The 26,233-nt window shown below is 36.1% G+C and carries 21 protein-coding genes; 8 read left to right on the top strand and 13 right to left on the bottom strand.

Annotated elements, in window-relative coordinates; all coding sequences use genetic code 11:
• The first annotated feature begins 36 nt into the window (after positions 1-36).
• Positions 37-453 carry a carboxymuconolactone decarboxylase family protein gene (locus tag BW983_RS01620; RefSeq protein ID WP_076549404.1) on the top strand — a complete coding sequence of 139 codons (417 nt, stop codon included), beginning with the start codon at positions 37-39 and terminating at the stop codon, positions 451-453.
• Between the two features lie 111 nt (positions 454-564).
• Here the strand turns inward: BW983_RS01620 and BW983_RS01615 are convergent, their stop codons facing one another.
• Positions 565-2,997, bottom strand: coding sequence for an alpha-ketoacid dehydrogenase subunit alpha/beta (locus BW983_RS01615; protein WP_076549402.1), 2,433 nt, complete (start codon positions 2,995-2,997; stop codon positions 565-567).
• A 137-nt stretch (positions 2,998-3,134) separates the two neighbouring features.
• On the opposite strand from BW983_RS01615, the gene BW983_RS01610 reads away from it, so the two are divergent.
• On the top strand, positions 3,135-3,428 hold the full coding sequence (locus tag BW983_RS01610) for a hypothetical protein (RefSeq protein WP_076549401.1): 294 nt from the start codon (positions 3,135-3,137) through the stop codon (positions 3,426-3,428).
• A 1-nt stretch (position 3,429) separates the two neighbouring features.
• Here BW983_RS01610 and BW983_RS01605 read toward each other — a convergent pair whose 3' ends face one another.
• The 6 genes from BW983_RS01605 to queA form a co-directional block, all read right to left on the bottom strand.
• Entirely contained in the window at positions 3,430-4,407 is a 978-nt protein-coding gene (locus BW983_RS01605; protein ID WP_076549400.1) for a polyprenyl synthetase family protein, read from the bottom strand.
• Between the two features lie 73 nt (positions 4,408-4,480).
• On the bottom strand, positions 4,481-5,359 hold the full coding sequence (locus tag BW983_RS01600) for a hypothetical protein (RefSeq protein WP_076549398.1): 879 nt from the start codon (positions 5,357-5,359) through the stop codon (positions 4,481-4,483).
• A 159-nt stretch (positions 5,360-5,518) separates the two neighbouring features.
• On the bottom strand, positions 5,519-6,457 hold the full coding sequence (locus BW983_RS01595) for a hypothetical protein (RefSeq protein ID WP_076549397.1): 939 nt from the start codon (positions 6,455-6,457) through the stop codon (positions 5,519-5,521).
• Between the two features lie 290 nt (positions 6,458-6,747).
• A complete protein-coding gene (locus BW983_RS01590; protein ID WP_076549395.1) occupies positions 6,748-7,698 on the bottom strand; it encodes a sterol desaturase family protein in 951 nt (316 codons plus the stop codon).
• 75 nt (positions 7,699-7,773) lie between these two features.
• Positions 7,774-8,808 carry a dual-specificity RNA methyltransferase RlmN gene (gene rlmN, locus BW983_RS01585; RefSeq protein WP_076549393.1) on the bottom strand — a complete coding sequence of 345 codons (1,035 nt, stop codon included), beginning with the start codon at positions 8,806-8,808 and terminating at the stop codon, positions 7,774-7,776.
• A gap of 101 nt (positions 8,809-8,909) precedes the next feature.
• Positions 8,910-9,959, bottom strand: a complete 1,050-nt coding sequence (queA, locus tag BW983_RS01580) for a tRNA preQ1(34) S-adenosylmethionine ribosyltransferase-isomerase QueA (protein ID WP_076549391.1) — start codon at positions 9,957-9,959, stop codon at positions 8,910-8,912.
• Between the two features lie 565 nt (positions 9,960-10,524).
• Here queA and BW983_RS01570 point away from each other — a divergent pair.
• The 5 genes from BW983_RS01570 to BW983_RS01550 all read left to right on the top strand — a co-directional run bounded on the left by BW983_RS01570 (position 10,525) and on the right by BW983_RS01550 (position 16,003).
• Entirely contained in the window at positions 10,525-11,217 is a 693-nt protein-coding gene (locus tag BW983_RS01570; RefSeq protein ID WP_076549387.1) for an AIM24 family protein, read from the top strand.
• Between the two features lie 60 nt (positions 11,218-11,277).
• Positions 11,278-12,351, top strand: coding sequence for a serine hydrolase domain-containing protein (locus tag BW983_RS01565; protein ID WP_185116854.1), 1,074 nt, complete (start codon positions 11,278-11,280; stop codon positions 12,349-12,351).
• 334 nt (positions 12,352-12,685) lie between these two features.
• Positions 12,686-14,083 carry a Gfo/Idh/MocA family protein gene (locus BW983_RS01560; protein WP_065392949.1) on the top strand — a complete coding sequence of 466 codons (1,398 nt, stop codon included), beginning with the start codon at positions 12,686-12,688 and terminating at the stop codon, positions 14,081-14,083.
• Complete coding sequence (locus BW983_RS01555) at positions 14,073-14,981, top strand: sugar phosphate nucleotidyltransferase (RefSeq protein ID WP_076549386.1); 909 nt, start codon at positions 14,073-14,075, stop codon at positions 14,979-14,981. The genes BW983_RS01560 and BW983_RS01555 overlap by 11 nt, the downstream gene beginning before the upstream one ends.
• Positions 14,972-16,003 (top strand): phosphotransferase enzyme family protein, encoded by a 1,032-nt coding sequence (locus tag BW983_RS01550; protein WP_076549384.1) that lies wholly within the window; start codon positions 14,972-14,974, stop codon positions 16,001-16,003. The genes BW983_RS01555 and BW983_RS01550 overlap by 10 nt, the downstream gene beginning before the upstream one ends.
• Positions 16,004-16,166: 163 nt before the next feature.
• Here BW983_RS01550 and BW983_RS01545 read toward each other — a convergent pair whose 3' ends face one another.
• From BW983_RS01545 to BW983_RS01530, 4 genes are all read right to left on the bottom strand, one after another.
• The gene (locus BW983_RS01545; RefSeq protein ID WP_076549383.1) at positions 16,167-16,667 is read right to left on the bottom strand and encodes a DNA-deoxyinosine glycosylase; all 501 of its coding nucleotides are present in this window, start codon (positions 16,665-16,667) and stop codon (positions 16,167-16,169) included.
• Between the two features lie 247 nt (positions 16,668-16,914).
• A complete protein-coding gene (locus BW983_RS01540; RefSeq protein WP_076549381.1) occupies positions 16,915-18,909 on the bottom strand; it encodes a S9 family peptidase in 1,995 nt (664 codons plus the stop codon).
• 306 nt (positions 18,910-19,215) lie between these two features.
• Positions 19,216-19,560, bottom strand: a complete 345-nt coding sequence (locus tag BW983_RS01535) for a phage holin family protein (RefSeq protein WP_076549379.1) — start codon at positions 19,558-19,560, stop codon at positions 19,216-19,218.
• 108 nt (positions 19,561-19,668) lie between these two features.
• Positions 19,669-20,091, bottom strand: a complete 423-nt coding sequence (locus BW983_RS01530; protein WP_076549377.1) for a PaaI family thioesterase — start codon at positions 20,089-20,091, stop codon at positions 19,669-19,671.
• Positions 20,092-20,488: 397 nt separating this feature from the next.
• On the opposite strand from BW983_RS01530, the gene BW983_RS01525 reads away from it, so the two are divergent.
• The gene (locus tag BW983_RS01525) at positions 20,489-23,098 is read left to right on the top strand and encodes a TonB-dependent receptor (protein WP_076549375.1); all 2,610 of its coding nucleotides are present in this window, start codon (positions 20,489-20,491) and stop codon (positions 23,096-23,098) included.
• Between the two features lie 97 nt (positions 23,099-23,195).
• Here the strand turns inward: BW983_RS01525 and BW983_RS01520 are convergent, their stop codons facing one another.
• Positions 23,196-25,322, bottom strand: coding sequence for a type IA DNA topoisomerase (locus BW983_RS01520; protein WP_076549374.1), 2,127 nt, complete (start codon positions 25,320-25,322; stop codon positions 23,196-23,198).
• Between the two features lie 206 nt (positions 25,323-25,528).
• Positions 25,529-26,233: a M17 family peptidase N-terminal domain-containing protein gene (locus tag BW983_RS01515; protein WP_076549372.1), complete on the bottom strand. Its 705-nt coding sequence runs from the start codon at positions 26,231-26,233 to the stop codon at positions 25,529-25,531.

Raw genomic sequence — 26,233 nt, 5'->3', positions numbered from 1 at the left:
CCATTTCTGATGCAAATTTGTATAAAATTTTTCATTATGAATTACAAAGAAATAGCAAAAGAAACGATTGGACATCTGTATAAAGCCCACACCAGCATCCGGAAGTCCGGTATTGATGAAAAACTGATTGCATTGGCAGAATTGCGTGTATCTCAAATCAATGGTTGTGCCTACTGTTGCAGCTATCATGCTAAAGAGTTATTCAATTTTGGGATTGATCAGGATATTATCAACAGATTACCTGGTTGGAAATATACGAATGCTTTTGATTCGAAGCAAAAAATTGTTTTAGAATGGACAGAAACTATCACTTACAACAATACTGACTGGCAACAAATTAAGGAAAAATTACAGCATAGTTTTACAGAAAGAGAAATTATAGAGTTAACTTCAAGTATTACCCTGATGAGTACTTTGAATAAACTGAGAATTACTTTAGCTGAAGAAGATTGAACCGAAAAATAAATTGATAAGCTATAATATCTTGTTTTATCCTATCTCGTAATACCACAACAAAAAACCGCTTCCTATAAGAAAGCGGTTTATGTTTATTTTTAATCCTAATTAGAATATCGCAGGATATTTCTGAGGATTTGTTTCATTAAATAGAGCATAGATTTTCTCTACCATATCGTCTGTAGATGGCTTACTGAAGTAGTCTCCATCACTTGCATAAGCTGGTCTGTGATCATTAGCAGAAATCGTTAACGGATCTGAATCTAAGTATCTGAAAGCTTTTTGCTTTTCTAAGATCTGTTGTAAGATGAATCCTGTTGTTCCTCCTTCCACATCTTCGTCAATCACTACTAATCTGTTTGTTTTCTTAACACTTTCAGCAATTTCGTGAGATAAATCGAAAGGAATTAATGACTGGATATCAATCACTTCCGCAGATATTCCAAGTTTTTCTAACTCGTTAGCTGCTTCCGTAACAATTCTCCATGTAGAACCATAAGTTACCAAAGTAACGTCTTTACCTTCTTTTGTAACCTCAATTTTACCTACAGGAACAGTGAACTCACCTAAGTTATCAGGTTGTTTTTCTTTTAATCTGTATCCGTTCAGACATTCTACGATGATCGCAGGTTCGTCAGCCTGAAGCATAGTGTTGTAGAATCCTGCCGCTTTTGTAAGGTTTCTAGGTACTAATACCAGGATTCCTTTTGAAAGGTTAAGAATTCCCGCCATTGGAGAACCTGAATGCCAGATTCCTTCTAATCTGTGACCTCTTGTTCTGATGATCAATGGAGATTTCTGACCTCCTTTAGTTCTGTATTGCACAGTAGCCAAGTCATCACTCATTCCCTGTAAACAGTAAAGAACATAGTCTAAATACTGGATTTCAGCGATTGGTCTAAGACCTCTCATTGCCATCCCAATACCCTGTCCAAGAATCGTAGCTTCACGGATTCCTGTATCAGCAATACGTAATGCACCATATTTTTCCTGCATTCCTTCCAATCCCTGGTTTACGTCACCTATGTTTCCGGTATCTTCTCCAAAGATTAATGTTTCAGGATATTTTTCAAAGATTTTATCAAAGTTATTTCTGATCACTACTCTTCCGTCCACATCTTCAGAGCTATCTGAGTAAACAGGCTTTATCTCTTGAATGTTTTCTGCTTTCCATTCAGACTGAGAGTATAAGTGTGATGAGTAATTGTCTTTTTCAATTTCAGATACTTCATTGTATTTCTGCATCAATTGGTTTCTCTCCGCAGAGTTTGTACCTCTTGTTGCCAATAAAGTTTTTCTAGCTAAATGGAATACATCTTTCTTAGCTTTTGTAACTAATTTATTAAAATGAGTAAGAGCAGTTTCTACTTCAGTATTCTGACCTTTAAGGTTTTCTACTAAAGGAACAATAGATTGAATTAATTCCTTAATTGCACCCTGGTAATTATCCCAAGCTGTTTTTTGTCCTGATTTAGCTGCTTTTTTAGCATCTTCATCAATGGCATCCAATTCTTCAGCTGTAGCAATTACTTCTTCTTTACCATCAATTTCGATAGAGTAATTCAGAATCCACTCTTTGAATTTTACCAATCCGTCGAACTCAGCTTCCCAAGCTAAACGAGCTTCATTTTTATATCTTTCGTGAGATCCTGAGGTTGAGTGTCCCTGAGGTTGAGTTACATCTACCACGTGAACTACTACAGGAACGCTTTCTGTTCTTGCAAAATGTTCGGCTCTAGCATAAGCATCCAATAATGCAGGATAATCCCAAGCTTTTACCTGGATAATTTCACAACCTTGGTTCTCTCCTTCTTTTCTTTGGAAACCACTTAGCATTTCACTGATGTCAGCTTTTGCTCTCTGGTTTTTGGTAGGAACAGAAATTCCGTATCCGTCATCCCAGATAGAAACGATCATAGGAACCTGAAGTGCACATGCTGCATTTAACGTTTCCCAGAAATGTCCTTCAGCTGTAGAAGCATCACCAATTGTTCCGAAAGCGATCTCATTTCCTTCTCTTGAGAATTTCTCAGAACCGTCAAATTTCACACTCTTATATATTGTAGATGCCTGAGCTAGTCCCAGTAGTCTTGGCATCTGTCCTGCTGTAGGAGAAATATCGGAAGAAATATTCTTCTGTGCCGTTAAATCTTTCCAGCTTCCGTCTTCATTTAAACTTCTTGTCGCAAAGTGCCCGTTCATCTGTCTTCCAGCTGAAGCCGGCTCTCTTTCCACACTTGTATCAGCATACATCTGTGCAAAGAAACTTTCAACCGTTAAAGCATTAATTGCCAATGCAAAAGTCTGGTCTCTATAATATCCTGAACGGAAGTCTCCATTTCTGAAAACCTTCGCCATTGCCAGCTGAGGAAGTTCTTTACCATCCCCAAAAATTCCGAATTTAGCTTTTCCGGTAAGTACTTCTCTCCTTCCGAGATAAGACATTTCACGAGAGATCCTTCCTAACTTGTAATCTTCAAGTATCTGATTTTTAAAATCTTGAAAGGATATTTGCTGTGTTTCAATATAGGTTGTTTGCATAGCTAAGTAAAAAAGTTTTTATTCTTCAAGTATTTTGCTAATATACACTTTTTAAATTAATTTTAATTTTTAATAATCTTTTTTAAAAATTTGATAATAAAAAAAATTGTGCTTTATTTTGAAAAAAATTGTAAAAGATGGAAAAAAAGTCACCTCATATCCTGAATGCTTCAAGTAATCTTCTAGGGTTTTCATTGATTATCATAACCTCTTTGAAAATCGCAAAGATCAGCCACAACACGTATTTAGATGAATTTGCAGGGTTTGCCTGCATCTTATTTGCATGCAGCTGTTTCTTTTCGTTCCTTGCGATCAGAACGGAAAATAAAAAACGGGAATACACGTTTGAAGGTATTGCGGATTATTTATTTTTAATCGCTTTATTTTGTATAGTTCTTGCCGTTATTATTGTAACTCTGAAAATAATTTAATTTAAAATTTTCGCTCAATTACATAATCCAGCATAATATGTAATGAGTTTCTTGCTTCAGATTCCGGGAATTCATTCAGAATATCCTTTGCTTTCTGTTGGAATTCTTTCATTACGGTAATTGAATATTCTAATCCACCAGAATTTTTAACGAATTCTATCAACTCCTTTACTCGCTTAGGGTTGTTATTATAACGTTTGATAGTATCGAAATAGTATTTTCTGTCTTTTTCGCTGGCAATTTTCAGGGTATGGATCAAAGGCAGGGTCATTTTCTGTTCTTTGATATCAATTCCTACCGGCTTACCGATCACATTTGAGCTTAAATAATCAAAAAGATCATCCTTAATCTGGAAAGCCATTCCGGTATAGGTACCGAAGTCCTGCATTTTTTTGGCAAGTGCTTCGTCTGTACTATTGGATAAGACTCCGATTTCACAGCAAGCTGCAATTAAAGTTGCTGTTTTCTGACGGATAATTTCATAATATACATCTTCGGTAATATCCAGTTTTCTGGCTTTTTCCAATTGAAGAAGCTCACCTTCAGACATTTCACGGATGGTTCTTGAGATTACTCCAAGCAAGTCATAATCTTTATGATCTGTAGATAATAAAACTGATTTTGACAAGAGATAATCTCCTACCAAAACAGCAATTTTATTTTTCCATAAAGCATTAATAGAGAAAAAATTACGACGTTTAAAGCTTTCATCCACTACATCATCATGTACAAGAGTGGCTGTATGAATCAACTCAATCATGGAAGCTCCACGATATGTCTTTTCTGTAACATCTCCTACCAGCTTCGCACAAAGAAATACAAACATAGGACGCATCTGTTTCCCTTTGGTGGTAACAATAAAACGGGTTACTTTATCTAATAAAGCTACTTTACTCTGCATCGATTCATAAAACTTCTGCTCGAAAAGTTTCATTTCCTCATTGATCGGTCGTTTAATCTCTTCTACTGTATTTGCCAAAATCTGCGAATGCTGGGTGAATAATTATTAATTCTCACAAAGATAATTTTTTTCGCTCAATTTTAAGAGAAAATTAATCTTTGAATTGTTCTTTTGGGATAAAATAAAGTGCCGGTTTTGTACTTCCTAGTGGAGATTTAAATTTTTCTCCTGAAATGGAAATCCCAGATTCGTCCACTGCAATTCCTTCAATTTGACCTATTGACAAAGCGCTCCCTAAATAATAATGTTTCGGTTTTTCTTTAAAAAAGATACCTGGTTCTGTTTCTGTGAAAACATCCATAAAAACCTCTGTTTTCTTGCTATACCCTACCAAATAAAGCTTTTTATCAAAGTATGCGGCATCCGTTACCATGAAATTCGTTTTATAGACTTCCATTTTTACAGCATCTTGTTTTTCATTTTTCTCAGGATCAATTATATAATGTACAGTAGATTTCGAGACCCATTCTTTGGTAAAAAGATGAATTTTTCCTTGGGCATAAATCATTGCTTCAGCATCGAAATCTGTATTAAAGTAGCTCGATTTATAGTCTGTCTGCTCAGGATAATGAAATTTAATTTCTTTTATCTGATTATTTTGTAAACTGTCTCCCTGGAATGGCACCTTATAAATGGTAAGATGCCTTCTGCTTCCGTCATTGTTTCCGAAATCACCAATATAAAAATGTTGTCCATCATTTGTAAGTGCTTCCCAATCGGTATTTTTAGCATTTACTTTTAATGTCGTTATCACTTCTCCGGTTGCTTTATTGATTTCAAAAAGCTCAGGTGCATTTCCGCTGTCATTGAATGTGTACAGTTTTCCGTCAAAGAAATTCAGCCCAGAAGTTTCCTGAATTTTATCATCCAAGCGGCTGACTCTGTATTTTTTGATTTTCAGGAAATCTGTTTGTTGAGAAAATGCAGTTTGAAAGGCAAGAAAAGCCAATAACAGAAATGTTCTTTTCATAAGGCAAAAATAGGACTTTCTATCAAAACAGTAATATTTAGCATAATTCTTTTCTAACAGACTTTCTATTTAAACCTTATATAAAAATTATTGAACATATTTTCTACTAAGAAGTAATTCTAATAAACCTTCAACTTCAGACTTAGATAAAATAAGGGTTTATAATGTGGTCTTTGTAAACACCTGTACAGACATGTAACCTTTTCCCCAGTTGAAATTAGGATCAGTAGTAGACCACATATTAAATCGAATGGTGTCTGATCCCACTGTAGGCTCAACATATCCATTTAAAGCGTAAGTAACACTGACAGGGGTAGAAGTATTATTAACAACAGTATCACCTACAGTTGCACTTATAGAAAACATTCTGGAACTAGGGCTAGCTGCAGAAGAACTAGCAAATAAAGTAGATTTTCTTGATCCTATTGGAAGTTCAGTACCATTTTTTAGAAATCGGATTCCATAATAGCCACTAAGATTATTGTTTGAAGAAGTTGTTCCCATTGGAACGCTATAAGTAGTTACTAGTTTTGCTTGAGTAAAAGCTGGTACTGTTACAGTAATGCTTAATCCTAAGTTAATATTATTGATTGTTGTTCCTGAGGTGACTGCCTGATCTACAGGGGCAGAAGCAACACTATCATAAAAATTTTCAAATTTCCATATTGTTTTATCATATTGTTGATAAGTAACCCATAGAGGGGCTGCCGGAGTACCTATATTTGTGTAAAAGCCTTCTACCATACTTGTTGTAGCATTCATATTGTAGACAATAAGTCCTTTTGCAGGAGAAGGAATTGTAGTTCCATCATTAGGAGAGGTAATCATTACCCTGGGAATAAGTAATCCTTTGTTAGTTGTATTGATTTGAAGTTTTGCAGAAGAATCTACTGTAGTTGTACCTATGCCAACATCACCAGCACTTGTCACTACAACATCGTTAGCTTGTTGTGCTACAGTAGGAGGAACTGCATTGTCTTTAGCTCCATCAATATGAAATGCGCCCAACGGGTTAGCTGTATTAACTCCAATCCCAACCTGAGCGTTTACAAAATGAAAAAGACCTAACAACATCACAGGTAACAATTTAATTTTCATGATTCTAAATATTTAAATTATGTTGAATACAAATATATCACTTTGAAAGGATAAATTTCATACATTTTCAGTTTATTTAAACATTTGTAAAGCAATTTTTCAAAAATGAATAATTTAGAGTTGTAAAAAGAACCAAAATAAGGAGCTTACAAACAAAAATTAGCTTGAAAAAACAATTTCTAGCGAGATTTAATTTATGGGAAAACTGAAAGTTTTATAAGATTCATATAATAGAAAAAACGGGCTGAAAACCCGTTTTTTTTAAAAAATTTTTATTGATTTATCAGATATTAAGCTGTTTTTTGCTCTGCCTGATTTTGTTGTTGCTCTTTCTTTTTAGCTTGTTTTGCAAAGTATTCTTTCTGATATTGTCTTACTGTTTTTCCGGTTCCGTCATGTCTCCATCCCGGCGAATTGAAAATGTAATTGATTCTGTCAGTAAATTTTAAACCAGGTTGTTTCAGATCCTTCCATATTTTTCTCCATTCATAAAAAAGAACGGTATCAGGTCTGTTATCAGGCATTTTTGGATAGATTCCGTATTTCACAGGAATATTGGGGTCTTCTTTTTGGAAAGTTCCAAATATTTTGTCCCAAATAATCAGACACATTCCCATGTTTTTATCTAAATACTTGATGTTACAAGCATGATGCACACGGTGGTGGGAAGGAGTTACCAGAATATACTCAAGGAATCCCATACTCTTCACGGTCTGTGTATGCACCCATGTTCCATATACCTGTCCGATAGCATAAGCTACCATAATATGCCAAGGATTAAATCCTAAGAAAGCTAATGGTGAAAAGTATAAATACCTGTAAAGCGGCTGTAATACCGGGCTTCTGAATCCCGTAGTAAGGTTAAAATACTCTGAACTATGGTGTGTAATATGTACAGCCCAAAAAGCTCTGGAACGATGATCTACATAATGCAGCACATAGTAAGCAAAATCTGTAATTACGAAACAAGCCAATAAATACCAGATGCTGAAATCCCATGAAACAAGTTTGTGGTTGTAAAAGAAAAACATTACCCCCATCGCAAATGCCTTCATGATAAGGTCAAGACCAAAGTTCATCAAAGCAAGATAAACATTCGTTACAAGGTCTTTTCCACTATATAATTTTGCCTCGGAAACGTGGCTGTAAATCATTTCGGCTAAAATAACAGTTGCATGCAACGGAATAGACCACGCATAAACATTTTCTAGCCCGTCCTCACTCATAAAAAAATCCATCATCACAAAATAATTTTGTGCAAAGGTAGGGCTTTAGGCTATGCCTTAAGAGAATTTTAAGTTTTTTTTAAGGAAATTTTAATCCGCGTTTTTGTTTGCCAACTGCCCGCAAGCAGCATCAATATCTCCTCCACGGCTTCTTCTGACCATTACTGTAATTCCTGCATTCTCAAGTTGTCTGATATAATTCTCTTCAGCCTGCTTGTTGCATTGGTCATACTTTCCGTCACCGATTGGGTTGTATTGAATAAGGTTTACCTTCGAAGGAACCTGTTTGCAGTATTTAATCAAAGCTTTGATATCTTCGTCTCCATCATTGATTCCTTTCCAAACACAGTATTCAAAAGTGATTACTGAACCAGTCTTCTCATACCAATACTGAAGTGATTCCATGATATCTGTTAACGGGAACTTATCTGAAAAAGGCATGATCTCATTACGTTTTACCTCGATAGCTGAGTGAAGAGAAAGTGCAAGTTTTACACGCAATTCGTCATCAGCAAGCATTTTGATCATTTTGGGAATTCCTGAAGTAGAAACAGTAATTCTTCTTGGCGACATTCCTAATCCTTCCGGTTGGGTAATCTTTCTGATAGCCTCCACTACATTTTTGTAGTTCATCATCGGCTCTCCCATTCCCATGAATACAATATTGGAAAGAGGTCTGTCAAAATACATTCTACTCTGGCTGTCAATAAGAGCAACCTGGTCTACGATCTCAGCAACTTCAAGATTTCTCATTCTTTTCAGTTTAGCGGTAGCACAGAATTCGCAGTTCAATGAGCAGCCTACCTGTGAAGATACACAAGCTGTGGTTCTTGTTTCTGTTGGTATAAGAACAGATTCTACCAGTAACCCATCGTGAAGTTTCACTCCGTTTTTGATGGTTCCGTCGGTACTTTTTTGAAGAAGGTCTACGGAAACAGGATTAATGGTATATTCTTCGGAAATTCTTTCACGAAGGTTTTTCGAAAGATTCGTCATTTCATCGATCGAATGGAGGTTTTTGCTCCATAGCCAGTCATAGACCTGTTTCGCACGAAACGGCTTTTCTCCTAAAGAAACAAAGTATTCTTTAAGCTGATCTAGTGATAATGTACGGATATCTTTCAAAATAGTGTTGATTATAGATTTTAAATTATAAATTTTAGATTAAAATCCCTTCCGAAGGTTAGAATCCAATCTAAAATTTATAATCTATAATTTAAAATTAATTACAAAATAAGCATTGCATCACCGTAAGAATAGAATTTGTACTTTTCTTTTACGGCTTCTTCATAAGCATGCATTACGAAATCTCTTCCTGCAAATGCAGCAATCATCATGATCAATGTAGACTTCGGTGTGTGGAAGTTTGTGATCATAGTGTTAGCAACTCCGAAATCGTGAGGCGGGTAGATGAATTTATTCGTCCAACCGTTGAAAGCAGAGATTTTTTTGTTTGAAGAAACAGAAGTTTCCAATGCTCTCATGGTAGTAGTACCTACTGCACAAACTCTTCTGTGAGATTCTACTGCTTTGTTGATGATAAGAGCATTTTTCTCATCAATGATGATCTCTTCAGATTCCATTTTGTGCTTAGAAAGATCTTCTACCTCAATCGGGTTGAAAGTTCCTAATCCTACGTGAAGCGTTACTTCCGCAAAATTAATTCCTTTGATCTCTAATCTCTTCATCAAGTGCTTAGAGAAGTGAAGACCTGCTGTAGGTGCAGCTACCGCCCCTTCTACTTTAGCGTAGATTGTCTGGTATCTTTCAGCATCTTCTGGTTCTACTGCTCTTTTGATATATTTAGGAAGTGGAGTTTCTCCTAATTCCTTAAGTTTCGCTCTGAATTCGTCGTAAGAACCGTCGAATAAGAATCTTAATGTTCTTCCTCTTGAAGTAGTGTTATCGATAACCTCAGCTACCAAAGATTCGTCTTCAGTGAAGAATAATTTGTTACCAATTCTGATTTTTCTTGCCGGATCTACTAAAACATCCCAAACTCTTGTTTCCTTGTCAAGCTCTCTTAATAAGAAAACCTCGATTTTAGCACCTGTTTTTTCTTTATTTCCATAAAGACGTGCAGGGAAAACCTTAGTATTATTGAAGATAAACAAATCCTCCTCATCAAAATAATCAACTACATCTTTGAATAATTTGTGCTCGATAGTTTGTGTTTTTCTATCAAGAACCATTAATCTAGCTTCGTCTCTGTGCTCTGATGGGTGTTCTGCCAATAATTCCGCAGGAAGATCAAAATTAAAATCTGATGTTTTCATTTTTTAAATTACGGTTTAAAAATTATTGAAATTACATGATGTAATTTTCGGAGTGCAAATATACGACATTGAATACCCCTTTGTCAAGTATTATTTTTCAATCAAATATAAAACCGTGATTTTACGGGAAATTTTAAAGGTTAAAAAGAGTATTTTTGGAAAATTGAAATTAAGTTTGGAATCTAAAAGTAAAATATATTTCATTGATAATCCGCTTCCTAACAGAAATAAAATTGAATCATGTAGCTAGAGCGGACGAATTGATGAGTGTGTTTTCATATGATTTGATTTTCATTTAAAAACTGAAGATTATTACGTAAATGATGATAAAAATAGCTACAAAGAAGGCGGAGACCTATCTGATTGAGACTCCAAAATAATATGGAAAAACTATCATATCTATATTTTATCGTCAAATTATTGGGGTAAAAAAAGAAGAATCAGAATTAATAAACCGAATGAAAAACTGGATTTCGATGAAGTTGTTAAGTAACAAACGAGCATATAAACTCGACAAACTTAAGACACTATCAATATAAAAACAACAAATTAAAAAATTATAATTATGAGCAAATATTCAATTGAAGCGTTTATCAATGAGACGAAGGAGAATCCACAACAGAGAGATTATTTTGAGCTGGAAACTAAACATCTTCTGGAAATTAATCTTAATAATCAGGCGGTATGGACAAAAAGAGGAAGCATGGTAAGCTATGTTGGAAGCATCAATTTTGAAAGACAGGGCATGTTATCTGGCGGGCTCGGAAACCTTTTGAAGAAGGCAATCAGTGGTGAAGGGAGCAAACTGATGAAGGCTGAAGGAACGGGAAAATTATATGTAGCAGATTCCGGAAAGAAAGTTCGTATCCTTTACCTGAATAATGAATCTGTTTGTGTGAATGGAAATGATGTTTTAGCTCATGAACAAAGTGTAAAAAGTGATATCACCATGCTTAAAAGTATTGCAGGAATGATGTCCGGCGGTCTTTTTCAGGTAAAGCTTTCAGGAACGGGACATATCGCAATTACTACTCATGGAGATCCTTTAACTTTACTGGTAACACCTGACACTCCTGTTTTCACAGATCCTAATGCTACGGTTGCATGGTCCGGAAACCTTAGCCCGGAGCTGAAGACGAATGTTTCTTTCAAAAGCCTTATAGGAAGAGGAAGTGGTGAAGAATTTCAAATGAAATTTTCAGGACACGGATGGGTACTTATTCAACCTTATGAGGAGGTATATTATATGGAAAAGTAATTCATAAATAGCTATCTTTGAAGTAAGTAATTCAGTTCATTACGCTTATATTACGAACCTATGAAAAATATCCTATCAGGGCTATTCTTGATGATCATCAATGTAGCCTACCCACAGATACAGAAAGTAGAGCAAGTCATCGATTCCTGTGTGAAAAAAGATAATTTCAACGGTTCGGTTTTATTAGCCAAAAATGGAAAAACTGAACTACTTACTTACAAAGGGCTATCCAACAAGCATTATAATATTCCTTTTTCGGATGAAACGCGATTTCATATTTTCTCTCTTACAAAGACTTTTACTGCTGTCCTGATCATGCAGCTTTATGAAAAAGGAAAGATTGATTTAAATGCAACCATCGCCACCTATTATCCCGAATATAAAGGAGAAGCAGCCCAAAAAGCAACGATCCGAAATCTACTCACTTACAGCAGTGGCAGAGAAAATAAAGATCTCAGCTCGCCGGAACTTATTCATCAGGCTTATGATAATACAATCTGGAATCTTGATGATTTTATCACTACTTATCTTTCTGAGAAATTAATAGATCCACCCGGAACAAAATTCAGTTATAATAATGGAGATTTTATTCTGCTGGGAAAAATTATTGAAAAGATATACAAAAAGCCCTTTGAAGAGGTTCTCAAAGAGCAAATATTAATTCCTCTCAAAATGGACAATACCGGCTTTCTTCATCACAATGATATTATCAAGAATATAGATGAAGGATATTCGGCAGAACCATCCGATCCGTTCGCTCTCTATATGCCTACCAATACCTATATTGATAATTTCTATTCTGCCGGGGCTATGTATTCCACTCCCAAAGATCTGTTAATTTTTGATCAGGCAATATTTAATTCTCTGTTATTTAATAAAAAGACCTTGGAAATCATGCTTACTGCTGACAAAAAATTAGAAGATACAGCATTAGGTTTCTGGGTATATCCTAAACAATTTGGCATCATCAATACAATATTTGCAGAACGACAGGGAGAAGGTTATGGACATAGTGCAAACTGGGTTCATCTGGTTGATAAAAACCTAAGCTTAATCATTCTTTCCAATACAAAAGACATCAAATACCTGAACAAAATGAGAGAAAAGCTGATCAAGGCTTACTATGGGCAGTGATTAATTTTTGATTTAGAGATCAATAGTCAATTTTGCTCCGCAAGTGAATGGTGAATTTTATATAAGTTTAATCCTTTATTAACCACCCCGTCAAAAATTTTTTGAATTTTTGCCACCCCTCCAAAGGATGGGAATGATCATATAATGAGATGATTGTTTTTCTAGAAGCTATAATAAGCCATTCAGTATATTTCTCCCTTATCCTAAACCATTAATATTCTCAATCTCGGATCTCGCACCCCATATCTATTACCCGAAACTCTCTTATCTACCCCTCCTTTCTCCCACCCTATCGTGATTTACAAAAGATTTAATATATTTAAGAAAAAAATAGATGGAGAATAACACTTCCCGCAGAAGTTTCATTAAAACGGCTGCACTGGCAAGCTTTGGGGCATTGGTATTGCCCAATTCCATGTTTGCATATTCTAATGATTTTAAAGCAGATAAAAAGGTTCGTGTAGGATTTATCGGTGTTGGACTTCGTGGTCAGGAACACGTAAAATTACTTGCAAAACGTAGCGATGTAGAAGTGGTCGCGTTTGCTGATCCGGATAAAAGAATGCTGGCTGCGTCTCAAAAAATACTTAAGGACAATAATAAATCGGCAGCTCAGGAGTTTTCTAACGGTGAATATGACTATCGAAATCTTTTAAAATTAAAAACAATAGATGCCGTTGTAATTGCAACTCCATGGGAGTGGCACCTTACGCAAGGTGTAGAGGCAATGCGAGCTAAAAAGATTGTGGGAATGGAAGTTTCCGGAGCCATCAAGCTTGAGGATTGCTGGGAATTCGTGAAAGTATATGAGGAAACGAAAGTTCCTATTTTCATGATGGAAAATGTATGCTACCGAAGAGATATTATGGCAATTTTGAATATGGTTCGTAAAGGAATGTTCGGAGAACTGGTACATGGAAGAGGTGGTTATCAACATGATCTGAGAGGTGTACTTTTCAATGACGGAGTTACTCCTTACAATTCTGGAGCAGAGTTCGGAGAAAAAGGATTCAGTGAAGCGAAATGGAGAACAGAACATTATGTAAAACGTAACGGAGAACTTTATCCTACGCATGGTTTAGGACCGATTGCAATGATGATGGATATTAACCGTGGAAACCGTTTAACAAGACTTTCTTCTTTTTCATCAAAGTCTGTAGGACTGCATAAATATATTGTAGAACATGCTAAAGGAGGAGAAAACCATCCGAATGCTAAGGTAAAATTCAATCAGGGAGACATTGTTACTACCCAAATTGCCTGTGCAAACGGAGAAACAATACTTTTAACTCATGATACCAGCTTACAGAGACCTTATGATCTTGGATTCCGTGTTCAGGGAACTGATGGATTGTGGCAGGATTTCGGATGGGGAGATTTTAATCAGGGACATATTTATTTTGAAAAAACAATGAATCACAGCCACCGTTGGGATAATACGGAAAAATGGATGAAAGAATATGATCACCCGATGTGGAAGAAGTTTGAAAATGTAGCTGCAGGAGCCGGACATGGCGGGATGGACTTCTTCGTGATGAATACTTTCATTGAATGTATCAAACGAAATATAGAATTCCCGATGGATGTTTATGATCTTGCCTTATGGTATTCCATTACTCCATTGAGTGAAGAGTCTATTGCTAAGGGAGGTCAAGTGGTTGAAATACCTGATTTCACCAACGGTAAATGGAAAACCCGTAAACCTGTATTCGGAATGACTGATGAGTTCTAAGAAGACATTACTCATATTAGCCGGCGGATTAGGCAGCCGCTATAAAGGATTGAAGCAAGTGGATGGAATACTCGAAAACGGTTCACCAATTCTGGAGTATTCTATCTATGATGCTTTGGAAGCAGGTTTCTCAAAAGTGGTTATCATTGTCAATACATTAATTCCTCAAAGTTATATTGAAAGACTAAATGCTATTTCACAAGCAAGAAATTTTGAACTGCACTGGGTATATCAGGAAATGAACAGTATTCCTCTGCAGGGATTTGATTATCCTGAACGTGAAAAACCATGGGGAACTGCGCATGCTGTTTTATGTGCAAAATATGCTATACAGGAGCCTTTCATTATGATCAATGCAGATGATTTTTATGGAAAAGAAGCTTATTTGCTTGCTGCCAATGAAATTGATCACCATCACATTTCCGATTCTGAATTTGGTATGATTGCTTATCCTGTAAGCACAACATTGAGTGGTCACGGAACTGTAGCACGAGGGATATGCACTTTAGATGCTGAAAATTATCTGATTCGGGTGGAAGAACAAACTTCTATTCAAAAACTTAATGGCTCTATTATTTATACAGAAAACGGTCAAAATATAAAACTGGATCCTGATACTTTGGTTTCCATGAATTTTTTCATTTTCAATCCTCATATTTTCTGTTCTTTGGAAGCTTATTTCTATGATTTTATAGAATCTGATCCCACATCCAAGCAGGAATTTTATATTCCAAGTGCTGTACAGAGGATGATCGATGAAAATAAAGTAAAGGTAAAGGTTAAAGCTTCTCCTTCTCAGTGGATGGGAGTAACATATGCTGATGACAAAAAGAGTATTAAAGATTTTCTGATCTCAGAAATTAAAAATAACAGATACCCGGAAGATTTATGGAGTTAAATACTATTGTACTTGAATTTATCGGGACAGATCATTACGACCTCACTCCTATTACTGATGGTTTGATCAATACCACCTATCTTTTAGAAGATAAGGATCATGAGAAAAAATTTATCCTACAAAAAATCAATACTCATGTTTTCAAACAGCCGGAAGTGATTGTCAAAAATCATTTAATGATTAATGAAATTCTTCAATCCAATAATTATCAGTTTCAAATTATAGACCCCGTTCTTTCTCTAACGAACAAGTTTCTGGTAAAGGATGCCAATGGTGATTCATGGCGTATGTTAAGTTTTATAGAAAACAGCACTACTTTTCTTACGGCTCCATCTTTACAAACGGCTTTTGAAGCAGCTAAAGCCTTCAGTTATTTTCTGAACACCGTAAATACTGAAAAGCTGCCAGCAATTGAAGATTCTCTTCCTAATTTCCTTAATTTTGAGAAAAGGGTTTCAGATTATAAAAATGCACTTGAAAATGCCATTCCTTCGTTAAAAGAAAATGCAAAAGCAGAAATAGAGATTACCAACCAGCTTCTGTCCTTGCCAGATCAATGGATCGAAATGGAGAAGAACAATCAGATTCCTAAAAGAATTATCCATGCAGATGTAAAGATCAGCAATATTCTCTTCGATCAACATCATAAACCGTTAGCCGTTATTGATCTGGATACGATGATGATTTCTACTGTTCTATATGATTTTGGAACGATGATCCAATCTTATACAAATACTACACTCGAAGATGACGGAAGCGCCAAAAACAACTTTAATTCTGAAATGTATAAGGTTGTAAAAGAAGGATTTTTATTTTATTTAAAAGAAAAACTTACTCCTCTAGAAATTTTGAGTCTTGATTATGCTGCTCAGGTCGCTATTTATATTCAGGAAATTCGTTTTCTGACGGATTATCTGAACGGAAGCACCTATTATTCTACCCAATATCCGGAACATAATCTGGATCGTACAAAGAATCAATTGGAGCTACTGAAAGGTTTGAGAGCATATTTAGGCTGCTAACTTTATCTCCCTATCAAAATTACAATATTGAAATTCCTACAGAATGACCAACAGAGCGTTTAGAATATCCGCACACTTTGTCATTCCGTAGGAATCTATCTTTTATTAATCATAGTACTATTGAAAAACTAAAGCCCAACCCTAGTCTAATATTCTACAACACTCAAACTTCTTCACCTAAAAACTCCAAAATCACTTTCCATTCCTCATACTTTTTCTCAAAAGAAACAGTATGAAGCGGGCTAGTAGACGGTAATTGGTAAATTGGTAATCTGTAATTTTTCCCTAATAGTTTTTGTAAACTTTTATAGGATTTCCCACCATTGCAAAAGATGGCTTTCACATTCGGATGTTCTTCCAATAATTCAGCAATCTGGTTGGTTTCTTCATTTTTAATTTCGGAATCCAGGCTTCCTTTTCTTTCGCAGGTATCAATAACATCCCAAAGAGCAATGTGATGTTTCTTTAATATCTTCAACCTTTCAGTATAGTTTTCTGTAAATTCTTCGTACAGGAGTTCAAAGATGATTTTCCAGAATTTGTTTTGCGGATGGGCGTAATACTGTTGCTTTTCCAAAGATTTCACTCCCGGAATTGAACCCAGAATCAGAATTTCAGATTGATCATCAATGAGTGGAGAAAATGAAGAAATACGGTTTTGCATATTCAAATATATGTATTTTGATTATGTTATTTACTGCCAATTAATCGGGTTGAAGTTGAAGTATATAGTTCCTTAGGTTTTGGCTAAAGCCAATGGAATTGATTTTATAAGTAAAGTGGGCTAAAGCTCACTCCTATTGAATTTCCTGCTATGAATAATATAAAAATCAAAAAATCACCTCGCCTGGTGAAATCATTGAACTCTTCAACATAAAAAAAGCGGGCTTTAGCCCGCTTTCATTGATATATTATAATGTTTCTTTTAACCAGTCAAAGAATTCTCTCTGCCATACCAATCCGTTTTGTGGATGAAGTACCCAGTGATTTTCATTCGGGAAGTAAACCAATTTAGATTTCAATCCTCTTAATTTTGCAGCCTGGAAAGCTTCCTGTCCTTGTTCGTAAGGTACACGGAAATCAATTCCACCCTGAACAATCATGATAGGTTTGTTCCATTTTTCTACGAAGTTGCTTGGATTAAACTCTGTATAAGCTTTTGGCTGCGGTTTTTCCCATGGAGAACCGATATCCCAGTTTGCAAACCAAAGTTCTTCTGTTGTAAGATACCATGATTTCATATCAAATAATCCATCGTGAGCGATAAATGTTTTGAATCTGTTTTCATGAATTCCAGCCAACATAAATACGCTATAACCTCCGTAACTTGCTCCTACAGCTGCTACTCTATCACCGTCTACGTATGGTAATGTCTTAGCATAATCTGTTGCTGCAAGATAATCTCTCATTGGCTGTCCGCCCCAGTCTTTTGAAATCTCTTCATTCCATTTTGTTCCCCAACCTGGCATACCTCTTCTGTTTGGAGCGACTACGATATAATCGTTTGCCGTCATCAAAGCAAAGTTCCATCTGATGCTGAAATATTGCGTCAATGCAGACTGTGGTCCTCCCTGGCAGTATACTAATGTTGGATATTTTTTGTTTGGATCAAAATTCGGCGGATAATGGAACCATACTCCCATTTCTTTTCCGTCTGAAGTTTTTACCATTTTAAGTTCAGATTTACCTTGAGCCAATTTAGCATAAGCATCTTTATTTGTCTCGGTAACCTGCTTCATTTCTCCGTTTTTAAGGTTTACAGAGAATAATTCCGTAGCATGGTTTACATCTGTTCTTCCTACTAAAACTGAAGTCTTATTGTCTGTGAAAACTTCATTCACATCAAAGTCTCCTTTGGTGATCTGTTGTACTTTTGCAGATTTTGAATCTAAAGAGAACAATTGTTTTGTTCCTCTGTAAGCAGCTGTAAAGTAAATTGTTTTTGAATCTGCACCCCAAAGTACATCTCCGGAAACGCTGTCATCCCAAGCTGCTGTAAGATTAGTTGTCTTTCCAGACTTCCAATCCATGATTTTCACGTCATTTTTATCAGCTTCATACCCATCTCTAGCCATACTTTGCCAGGTCAGAGATTTTCCGTCCGGGCTAAATTTTGGGTTTACGTCATATCCTTTATTGGTTTCCGTCAGGTTTTTTGTTGTTCCTGTTGCCATATCATATGCGAAGATATCCGTATTGGTACTTGTTGCATACTCTTTACCACTTTTAGGTTTTGTGACATATAAAAGCTGTGCAGAATCCGGGCTCCAGATAAAATCTTCAGCACCTCCGAAAGGTCTTTGTGGAGAATCCCAGGTTTTACCTTCTAACAAATCTTTAGCAGCCTCTACTTTATCGGCAGTATTTACCACAAATACATGGTTGTATTTCCCTTCGTTGAAATAATCCCAGTGTCTGTGATTAAGGTCTGTATATACCTGAGCGGTAGTTTTAGGAGTATCGCTGTATTTGTCTTTCCCCATCAATTTTTCTACCAAAACCTGCTTACTGAAAGCAATTCTTTTTCCATCAGGAGAAATCACGATGTTATCTACTTCACCGATAGTATAAAATTCTGCCCACGTTTTTCCTGCATCTTTTGAAAGATAGATTTTATCTCCTTCCTGAGCATAAATTCCGTTTTTATCCCACTGGATCAGAGATTTTTTACCGAAATCGATTTTTGAAGACTGATTATTAAGAACATTAAGAAAATAGTTCTCGTTTTTTGTTTTTTCTGTCTTCAGATCTACCTGTCCTACTTTATAGATAAGAGAAGCTTGATCTGGTGAAACTGCCTGTACTCCTACTTTTTTCAAAGTCCAAAGAATCTCAGGCGTCATTAATTGTTGTGCATTCATTAAAAGCGGAGCTGCCAAAGCCAGCAGGCTGTACTTAAGTTTCATATGTTGATATTCATTTTTATCGGACCTTACAAAATCACAGTGATCTCATAAAACCCTTTCATTAAATTCAAAGATTGCCAAAGTTAATATTTAAAATAAAAATTACCGAAAGAATTAACAATTAAAATTGACAATACACAATAAAATATCAAAAGAAGAAAGGTTTAAAAGTAAGAGAAGACAAGAAAACAGTCCAGTTTATTATTTTTATTAACTGTAACCGTCTCTAATTGGAAAACATTAAGGCATAAAAAATCCGCTGGCACCTACCAACGGACTTTTTTATATTATATCTTATAAAATCTACTAATCTCCATCCGAGAACATTGAATTCGCCAGTGAAGTAACAATTGATAATAAAATACTGAAGATAAACGCCCACCAGAAGCCGTCTACCACCATACTGTCTATAAAATAATCAGCAATAAGGATAATCCCTGCGTTGATTACCAATGCAAAGAATCCTAAGGTAATGATAGTAAGCGGAAGTCCGAACAGACTTAAAATTGGTTTTACAAATATGTTTAAAACTCCAAGTACTATTGCAAAGATAATAGCAGATGAGAAGCCTTCAAAATGTACTCCCGGTAAAACTTTAGTTAAAAGGTAGGCAACTATTGCCGTAACAAACAATCGGATAATTAAGTTCATATCGTTATTTTTTAATGTTTATTGGTTTTGTTGAGCAAAAGCCATTCCATTTCAGTAAAAAACATTCAGCAAACCCTTTGTTTAAAGAACATTTTCGAAATAGATAGGTTATTTTATCTTCATCATCGTTACCAGTGAAGTTGCCACATGACTTTGTGAATCAGAACCTTCACTCTGAACATAGATTTCCGTTCTGATAACACTGATTTTCGCTCCTCCTTTAATAACATAAGATTTTGACACCAAAGCATCTCCAATTGCCGGACGAAGATAATTTACTTTTAATTCAACAGTTACCACATAACAGTCTTCCGGATAATGACTCACCGCTGCATATCCTGAGGAAACATCTACTAATGAAGCGATCATAGCACCATTGAACATTCCTGCTTTTCTGGTCATCAGCTCCATTTTAGGAATTTTAATGGATATAAAATCGGTTTCTGCTTCCAGAAGTTCTGCTTTATAGAATTTCAAAGTTTCGGAACGGTTGAAGCTGTCTGTGATGAGTTTCTTTTTTTCTGGGGTCATTGCTTTCAATTTGAATGTAAATATAAAAATTGATTTAAAAAAGAATGATTAAAAGATTAAAAAATTGATAATACGGCGTTTTTTAAGCACTTTAGTTATTTTTTAATATTTCGTATAAATAATGTTAATTTAAATTTAAAAAAACAAGGTTTTCATCTGCTTAATTTGCTCAATCTGCGGATCATATATAAAAAAAGCAGATTAAATTATGTTTAAGCCAGAATACTTACTTACCAAATTGAAAACAATAAAGTGGAATTAATATGAGATATCCAAAAAAATCGTCAATAATTTGAGATGATATTTTTCATAAAATCACTTCGTGAAGATTTAATACTCTATTCAAAATAAAATATTCATCTTTGCAGCCTTAAAATCAAACACGCTAGTTTATTTCATGAACACTATTTTCAATAAGCGACTTCTTATAGCGCTTGTATTACCAACTGCCGCCTTGTATTATGGGCAGAGTACGAAGGATTCTTTAGAAAAATCTAAATCTATTGATGAGGTGATGTTGGTGGGAAGAAACCTTTCCCAGACAGCCAAAGAAAGAAAAACGCCTGTAGCAGTTTCCAACATTAAGGCAGCTGAAATTCAGGAGAAATTAGGAAACAGAGAGTTCCCTGAGATTATGAAGTCTACACCATCTGTATACGTTACCAAAGTAGGTGGTGGATTTGGAGACAGTAGAATTAACATGAGAGGTTTTGATGGTGCCAATATTGCGGTAATCATCAACGGACAGCCTGTGAACGACATGCAGGGAGGTACTGTTTACTGGTCTAACTGGACCGGATTGGCAGATATTGCAAGTTCTATTCAGATTCAGAGAGGTTTAGGTGCTTCTAAATTTGTAGTTCCGTCTGTTGGAGGAACGATTAATATTGTAACTAAAGCTACGGATTCTGAGCAAAAAGGAATGGTAAAAGCGGAGATGGGTAATGACAACTACTCCAGATTATCTGCAATGTATTCTTCGGGATTAAAAAACAAATGGGGAACTACAGTATTACTTTCTCGTTGGCAAGGTGATGGTTACATCAACGGAACTAAGGGGGAAGGATATTCATGGTTTTTCTCTACAGGATTTAAGCCTAATGAAAAGCATGCGTTCAATTTGATTGCAACAGGTGCACCACAGGTACACGACACAAGAAGATCTTCTGCAACGGGAGCGAATGTGGCAACACTTAGACAGTTTGATACTTACGGAAGAAGATTCAACCCTCAAACGGGAATGCTGAACGGTTCTGAATTCAATTTAGCTCCAAACTTCTACCATAAGCCAATTGCCTCTCTTAACTGGGACTGGAATATTAATGACAACCTGAAACTTTCCACAGTTCTTTATGGTTCTTGGGGACGTGGTGGCGGTGGTACCGGACTGAATGGTTCTATCAAAAATGCTAACGGAGATGTAATGAACTTTGCCAACAATGGTCCTGGCGGAGATGGTACCATCAACTGGGATATGATCTACCGTTATAACAGAGGAGGTATGGTAACTGATTACAATGGAAATACTTTCCAGAAATCAACCTTTACGGCTCCTGCAGGTTCTCCTACCGATCATAATGGTCAATACGTAGCTACCTTAAACGGAAATACTGGTATTTTCAGAAAGCAAAGTATCAACGCTCACGACTGGTACGGAGTAATTGCCGATTTAAATTATAAAAAGAACAACTGGACTTTCAACGGAGGTATTGATCTTAAAACATATAAAGGAGCTCTTTATGATATTGCTACCGATATGCTAGGATCAGATGCTTTATTTGTAGGCAGTACAGTGAATTCTCCTAAAGGATATTTTATCGATCGTACGGTAAAACCTGAACCTCTTACCAAGCTTAATAATGCTCAGAAAATTTCTGTTCACAATGAAGGTTTAGTAAAATGGGCTGGTATTTACGGAATGGTGGAATATAGCTCTGAAAAGCTAAGTGCATCTGTTCAGGGATCAGTTTCCGAGCAGTATTATAAGAGAAGAGATTATATGCTGTATACTCCGGGGAACCAGGAAACAAAATGGTACCACAAAACGGGCTATATCGTAAAAGGAGGTGCTAACTATAATATTGATGATCACCATAATGTATTCTTCAATACGGGAATCATTTCAAGGCAGCCGTTATTCAATGCATTATTCCCATCTAACCAGAATATCTACAACGATGCGAAGAATGAAAGAATTTTCTCTGTAGAATTAGGATATGGTTTCAAATCCCGTTATATCGATGTGAACATCAACGCGTACAGAACGCAATGGGATGACAGATTTATTTCAAGAACATTCAACGCGACTTCTACAGATATCACAAACTTCCCTCAGTTAAAACTTGGAAATTCTTATTTCTATAATGCACTGAATGTAGGACAACTTCACCAGGGAGTTGAATTGGAAGCAAAAGCAAGACCTTTCACAAACCTTAGATTGAGAGGGATGGTTTCATTTGGAAACTGGAAGTATAAAGGAAATGCAAGTTTCAACATTATTGATGTTCAGAACAACCAGGAGGTTTCCGGAGCAACAGGAACCATCAATATTAAAGATCTGAAAGTGGGTGACGCTGCACAAACAACAGCAAGCATCGGAGCGGATTATAATATTACAAAAGCATTCAGCATTGATGCAAACTGGGAGTATTATGACAAGCTATATGCACAGTTCAACCCTATCAACTTCCTTACTGAAGCAGCAAGGGAAAAAGGAATCGTAAAATTACCTAGCTACCATTTATTTGATGTGGGTGCCAGCTATAAGTTTACTATTGATTCTAAAAAATCATTAACATTAAGAGCTAACGTATATAATTTATTTAATACATATTATATTTCTGAATTAAGCTCTAATATTCATACAACTGATAAAATTGCCAATGGTCCGGGTGCCGGAAAAACTTACCAGGAAGCTGGAAGAGTTTATCAAGGTGTGGCTGATGGTAATACAGGATTCTTAGGTTTCGGAAGAACGTGGTCTCTGGCTGCAACTTTCAGATTCTAATAGGATATCACTTATATCATAGAAAACCCGCCAATATTGGCGGGTTTTTCTGTATTTATACAATAAATTGTTTTTTGTTTGAAGTAGATTCAGTTATTTAAGAAAGCTGAACCTGAAAATCATCTGTTAAAGATAAAACTCCTTCTGACAGACTTTCAGGATGTGTAGTGAAGCCTTTCAGCTTTGAGGTTTTTCCTTTTACAACCAGATCCATCAATTGTTTATCAGACAGTTTCTTTCCGAAAATTTCAAAAGTGATTTTAAACCCGCAGTTTTTAAAGTCCGAACAGCCTACAGCGGTTTTACCTTTGATGAGGTTGTGTTCTTTACATTTCGGGCACTTGGTATCTTCCCATGCCTGAAGTTCTTTTTTCTGTGCAGGTTCTCTTTTTTTCTTTTCTTTAGTTTCCTCTTTCTCTTCTTCTTGCAGTGTAATTACTTTTCCTTTTCCGTATACCACTTTATCGGTAAGCTCCGTCACCATCTGAATCAGTTCTTCTTTGAAAAGATTAGCTTCATACTCGCCTTTCTCTATTTTACGAAGTTTTGATTCCCATTCTCCGGTAAGCTCCGGGCTTTTTAAAAGTTCGTCCTCAATAGTATCGATCAGCTGAATTCCGGTTTGGGTTGCAATTAGGTTCTTTCTTTTCTTCTCGATATATTTTCTTTTGAAAAGAGTTTCGATGATATTCGCACGGGTGGAAGGTCTTCCGATTCCGTTGTTTTTCAATAATTCACGAAGTTCTTCATCTTCTACCTGTCTTCCGGCTGTTTCCATTGCTCTCAGCAACGTTGCTTCGGTATAAGGTTTTGGAGGAGATGTTTTTCCCTGGTGGATCATTGGATCATGAGGTCCTGTTTCTCCCACAGTAAACTCAGGAATGGTTTGTTCTTCTTCCTTTTCTTTTTCTTTATCTGTAGATTCTTCTTTAGGTTCTTTTGCATAAACAGCTCTCCATCCCGGTTCCAGTATTTGTCTTCCACTGGTTTTGAAAGGAATGGTTCCTACTTTTCCTTCTACTAATGTATTTGAAATTTTACATTCAGGATAAAAAACGGCTATAAAACGTTTTGCAATCAGGTCATAGATCAGTTTTTCTTCCCTGCTCAGATTTTGAGAAGGTGGAACTTCGGTAGGTATAATTGCATGGTGATCGGTTACTTTTGCATCATCAAAAACTGCCTTGGATTTTGGAATCGGAGCTTCTAATAATGGAGCAATCAGATCCTGATAAAAATGCATTTTCTGAAGAATTCCGCCAATTTTCGGATACAAACTTTCGGATAGATAAGTGGTATCAACACGTGGATAGGTTACGTGTTTCTTTTCATAAAGACTCTGGATATAATTCAGGGTATTTTCTGCAGAATATCCGTATTTTTTATTGGCTTCCACCTGCAATCCGGTAAGGTCAAAAAGTCTTGGATTCTTTTCTTTTCCTTCTTTAATTTCAAATGAAATGATCTCAAAAGGGTTTACTTTAAGGTATTCCAATCCTTTTTCTGCACGCTCCAGGGTTTTTAAACGGTCAATCGCAGCATTGAAAATAACGTCACGGTATTTCGTTTTAAGTTCCCAGTATTCTTCTGTGGTAAAGGCATCAATTTCTTTCTGACGCTGCACCAGCATTGCCAATGTAGGGGTCTGAACCCTTCCAATGGAAAGTACTGCTTTGTTTCCTCCAAATTTCTTTGTAAAAAGCCTTGTCGCATTGATTCCCAATAGCCAATCTCCAATTGCTCTTGCGTTTCCGGCAAGATAAAGGTTTTTGTAATCTTCGGCTGGTTTTAAAGTTGCAAAGCCTTCTTTAATCGCTTCTTCCGTCAATGAAGAAATCCATAAACGCTGGATCGGTTTATTACATTTTGCTTTCTGTAATACCCAACGCTGGATCAATTCTCCCTCTTGCCCGGCATCCCCACAGTTAATGACCTCATCACATTCTTCGACTAGTCTTTCAATTACTTTAAATTGATTTTCAACTCCTTTATTGGGAATCAGCTTGATCCCAAAACTACCCGGAATAATGGGTAATGAAAAAAGATTCCAGGATTTGAACTGCGGACCGTAATCGTGAGGTTCTTTTAAGGTACAAAGATGTCCGAACGTCCATGTCACGCAATAGCCGTTCCCTTCCATATAGCCTTGTTTAGGCGTGGTAGCACCTAATACTTTGGCGATATCTCTGGCAACACTGGGTTTTTCGGCAATACATAATTTCATGAACTCGGGTTTATTGAAAGACTACAAAAATCGGGATTTTTTTTGACTTTAGCTAATTTAGTTTGAAGCCTGAAGATGAAAGAAGGAAGTTATTGGGCTCATAAATAGTGACTATTTGCTCCTATTTTCATCATTATTAAGGTGTTTATGCAAAAAGCCCCCTTAAAAAAGGAGGCAGGATCAACAATATTAATGAAACCTGTTCATTATTTCTTTTTGGCTTCTGTAATGGCTTCTGAAATTCCATCGCCTGCAGTTTCAAAGAAGGCAGGACCAGCCAACAGATATACTTTTTCTAATTTTTTGGTAGTTGATAGCTTATGTTCTTTTAAATAATTCTCAGAACGACTGGCATTCACAATACCTCTTACTACATTTCCTGCTACTAAAGCCGTGGGAGAGTCTATTCCGGCATCTTTCAGATCACTGGCAAAAGCAAAATTGGAAACACCCAATCTCATTGCTTCACGAGCAGCCACCTCTCCTACTGAGATCATTAAATCCGGCGTAAATTTATTACGATCACCTAAGCCTATCAATAATAGTTTTTTTGCAGACATAGATCCGGCAGGAGGCACTATTAAAATAGTTTCTAAGGAATGTCCCAGAAATTGTCCTGATTTTCTGATATTGGTAAGTTCCCCTTTCAAAGCTTCATCTAAATGTACCAATCCGTTCAGGTTAGCAGGTAAAGCCGAAGCGTTGAAAATATCCCCTTCCGTGTATTCGAAAACACACGCTACCTGAAGTTGAGCATTTGCAGAAGAAGGACCTTGTACTAATCCTATCATGGAAATCCCATCTACTGAACCCCAATTTTTGGATGTTCCTACACTTGTAGTCTGAGCAAGTATCAGGTTTGAAAACACTAATACAATAGCTATCAATAGTTTATTTACCGAATTTTTCAT

Source organism: Chryseobacterium ureilyticum, from assembly GCF_900156735.1.
Classification (GTDB): domain Bacteria; phylum Bacteroidota; class Bacteroidia; order Flavobacteriales; family Weeksellaceae; genus Chryseobacterium; species Chryseobacterium ureilyticum.
Note: the sequence above shows the minus strand (reverse complement) of the source record. Positions and strands in the feature narration are given on the sequence as shown.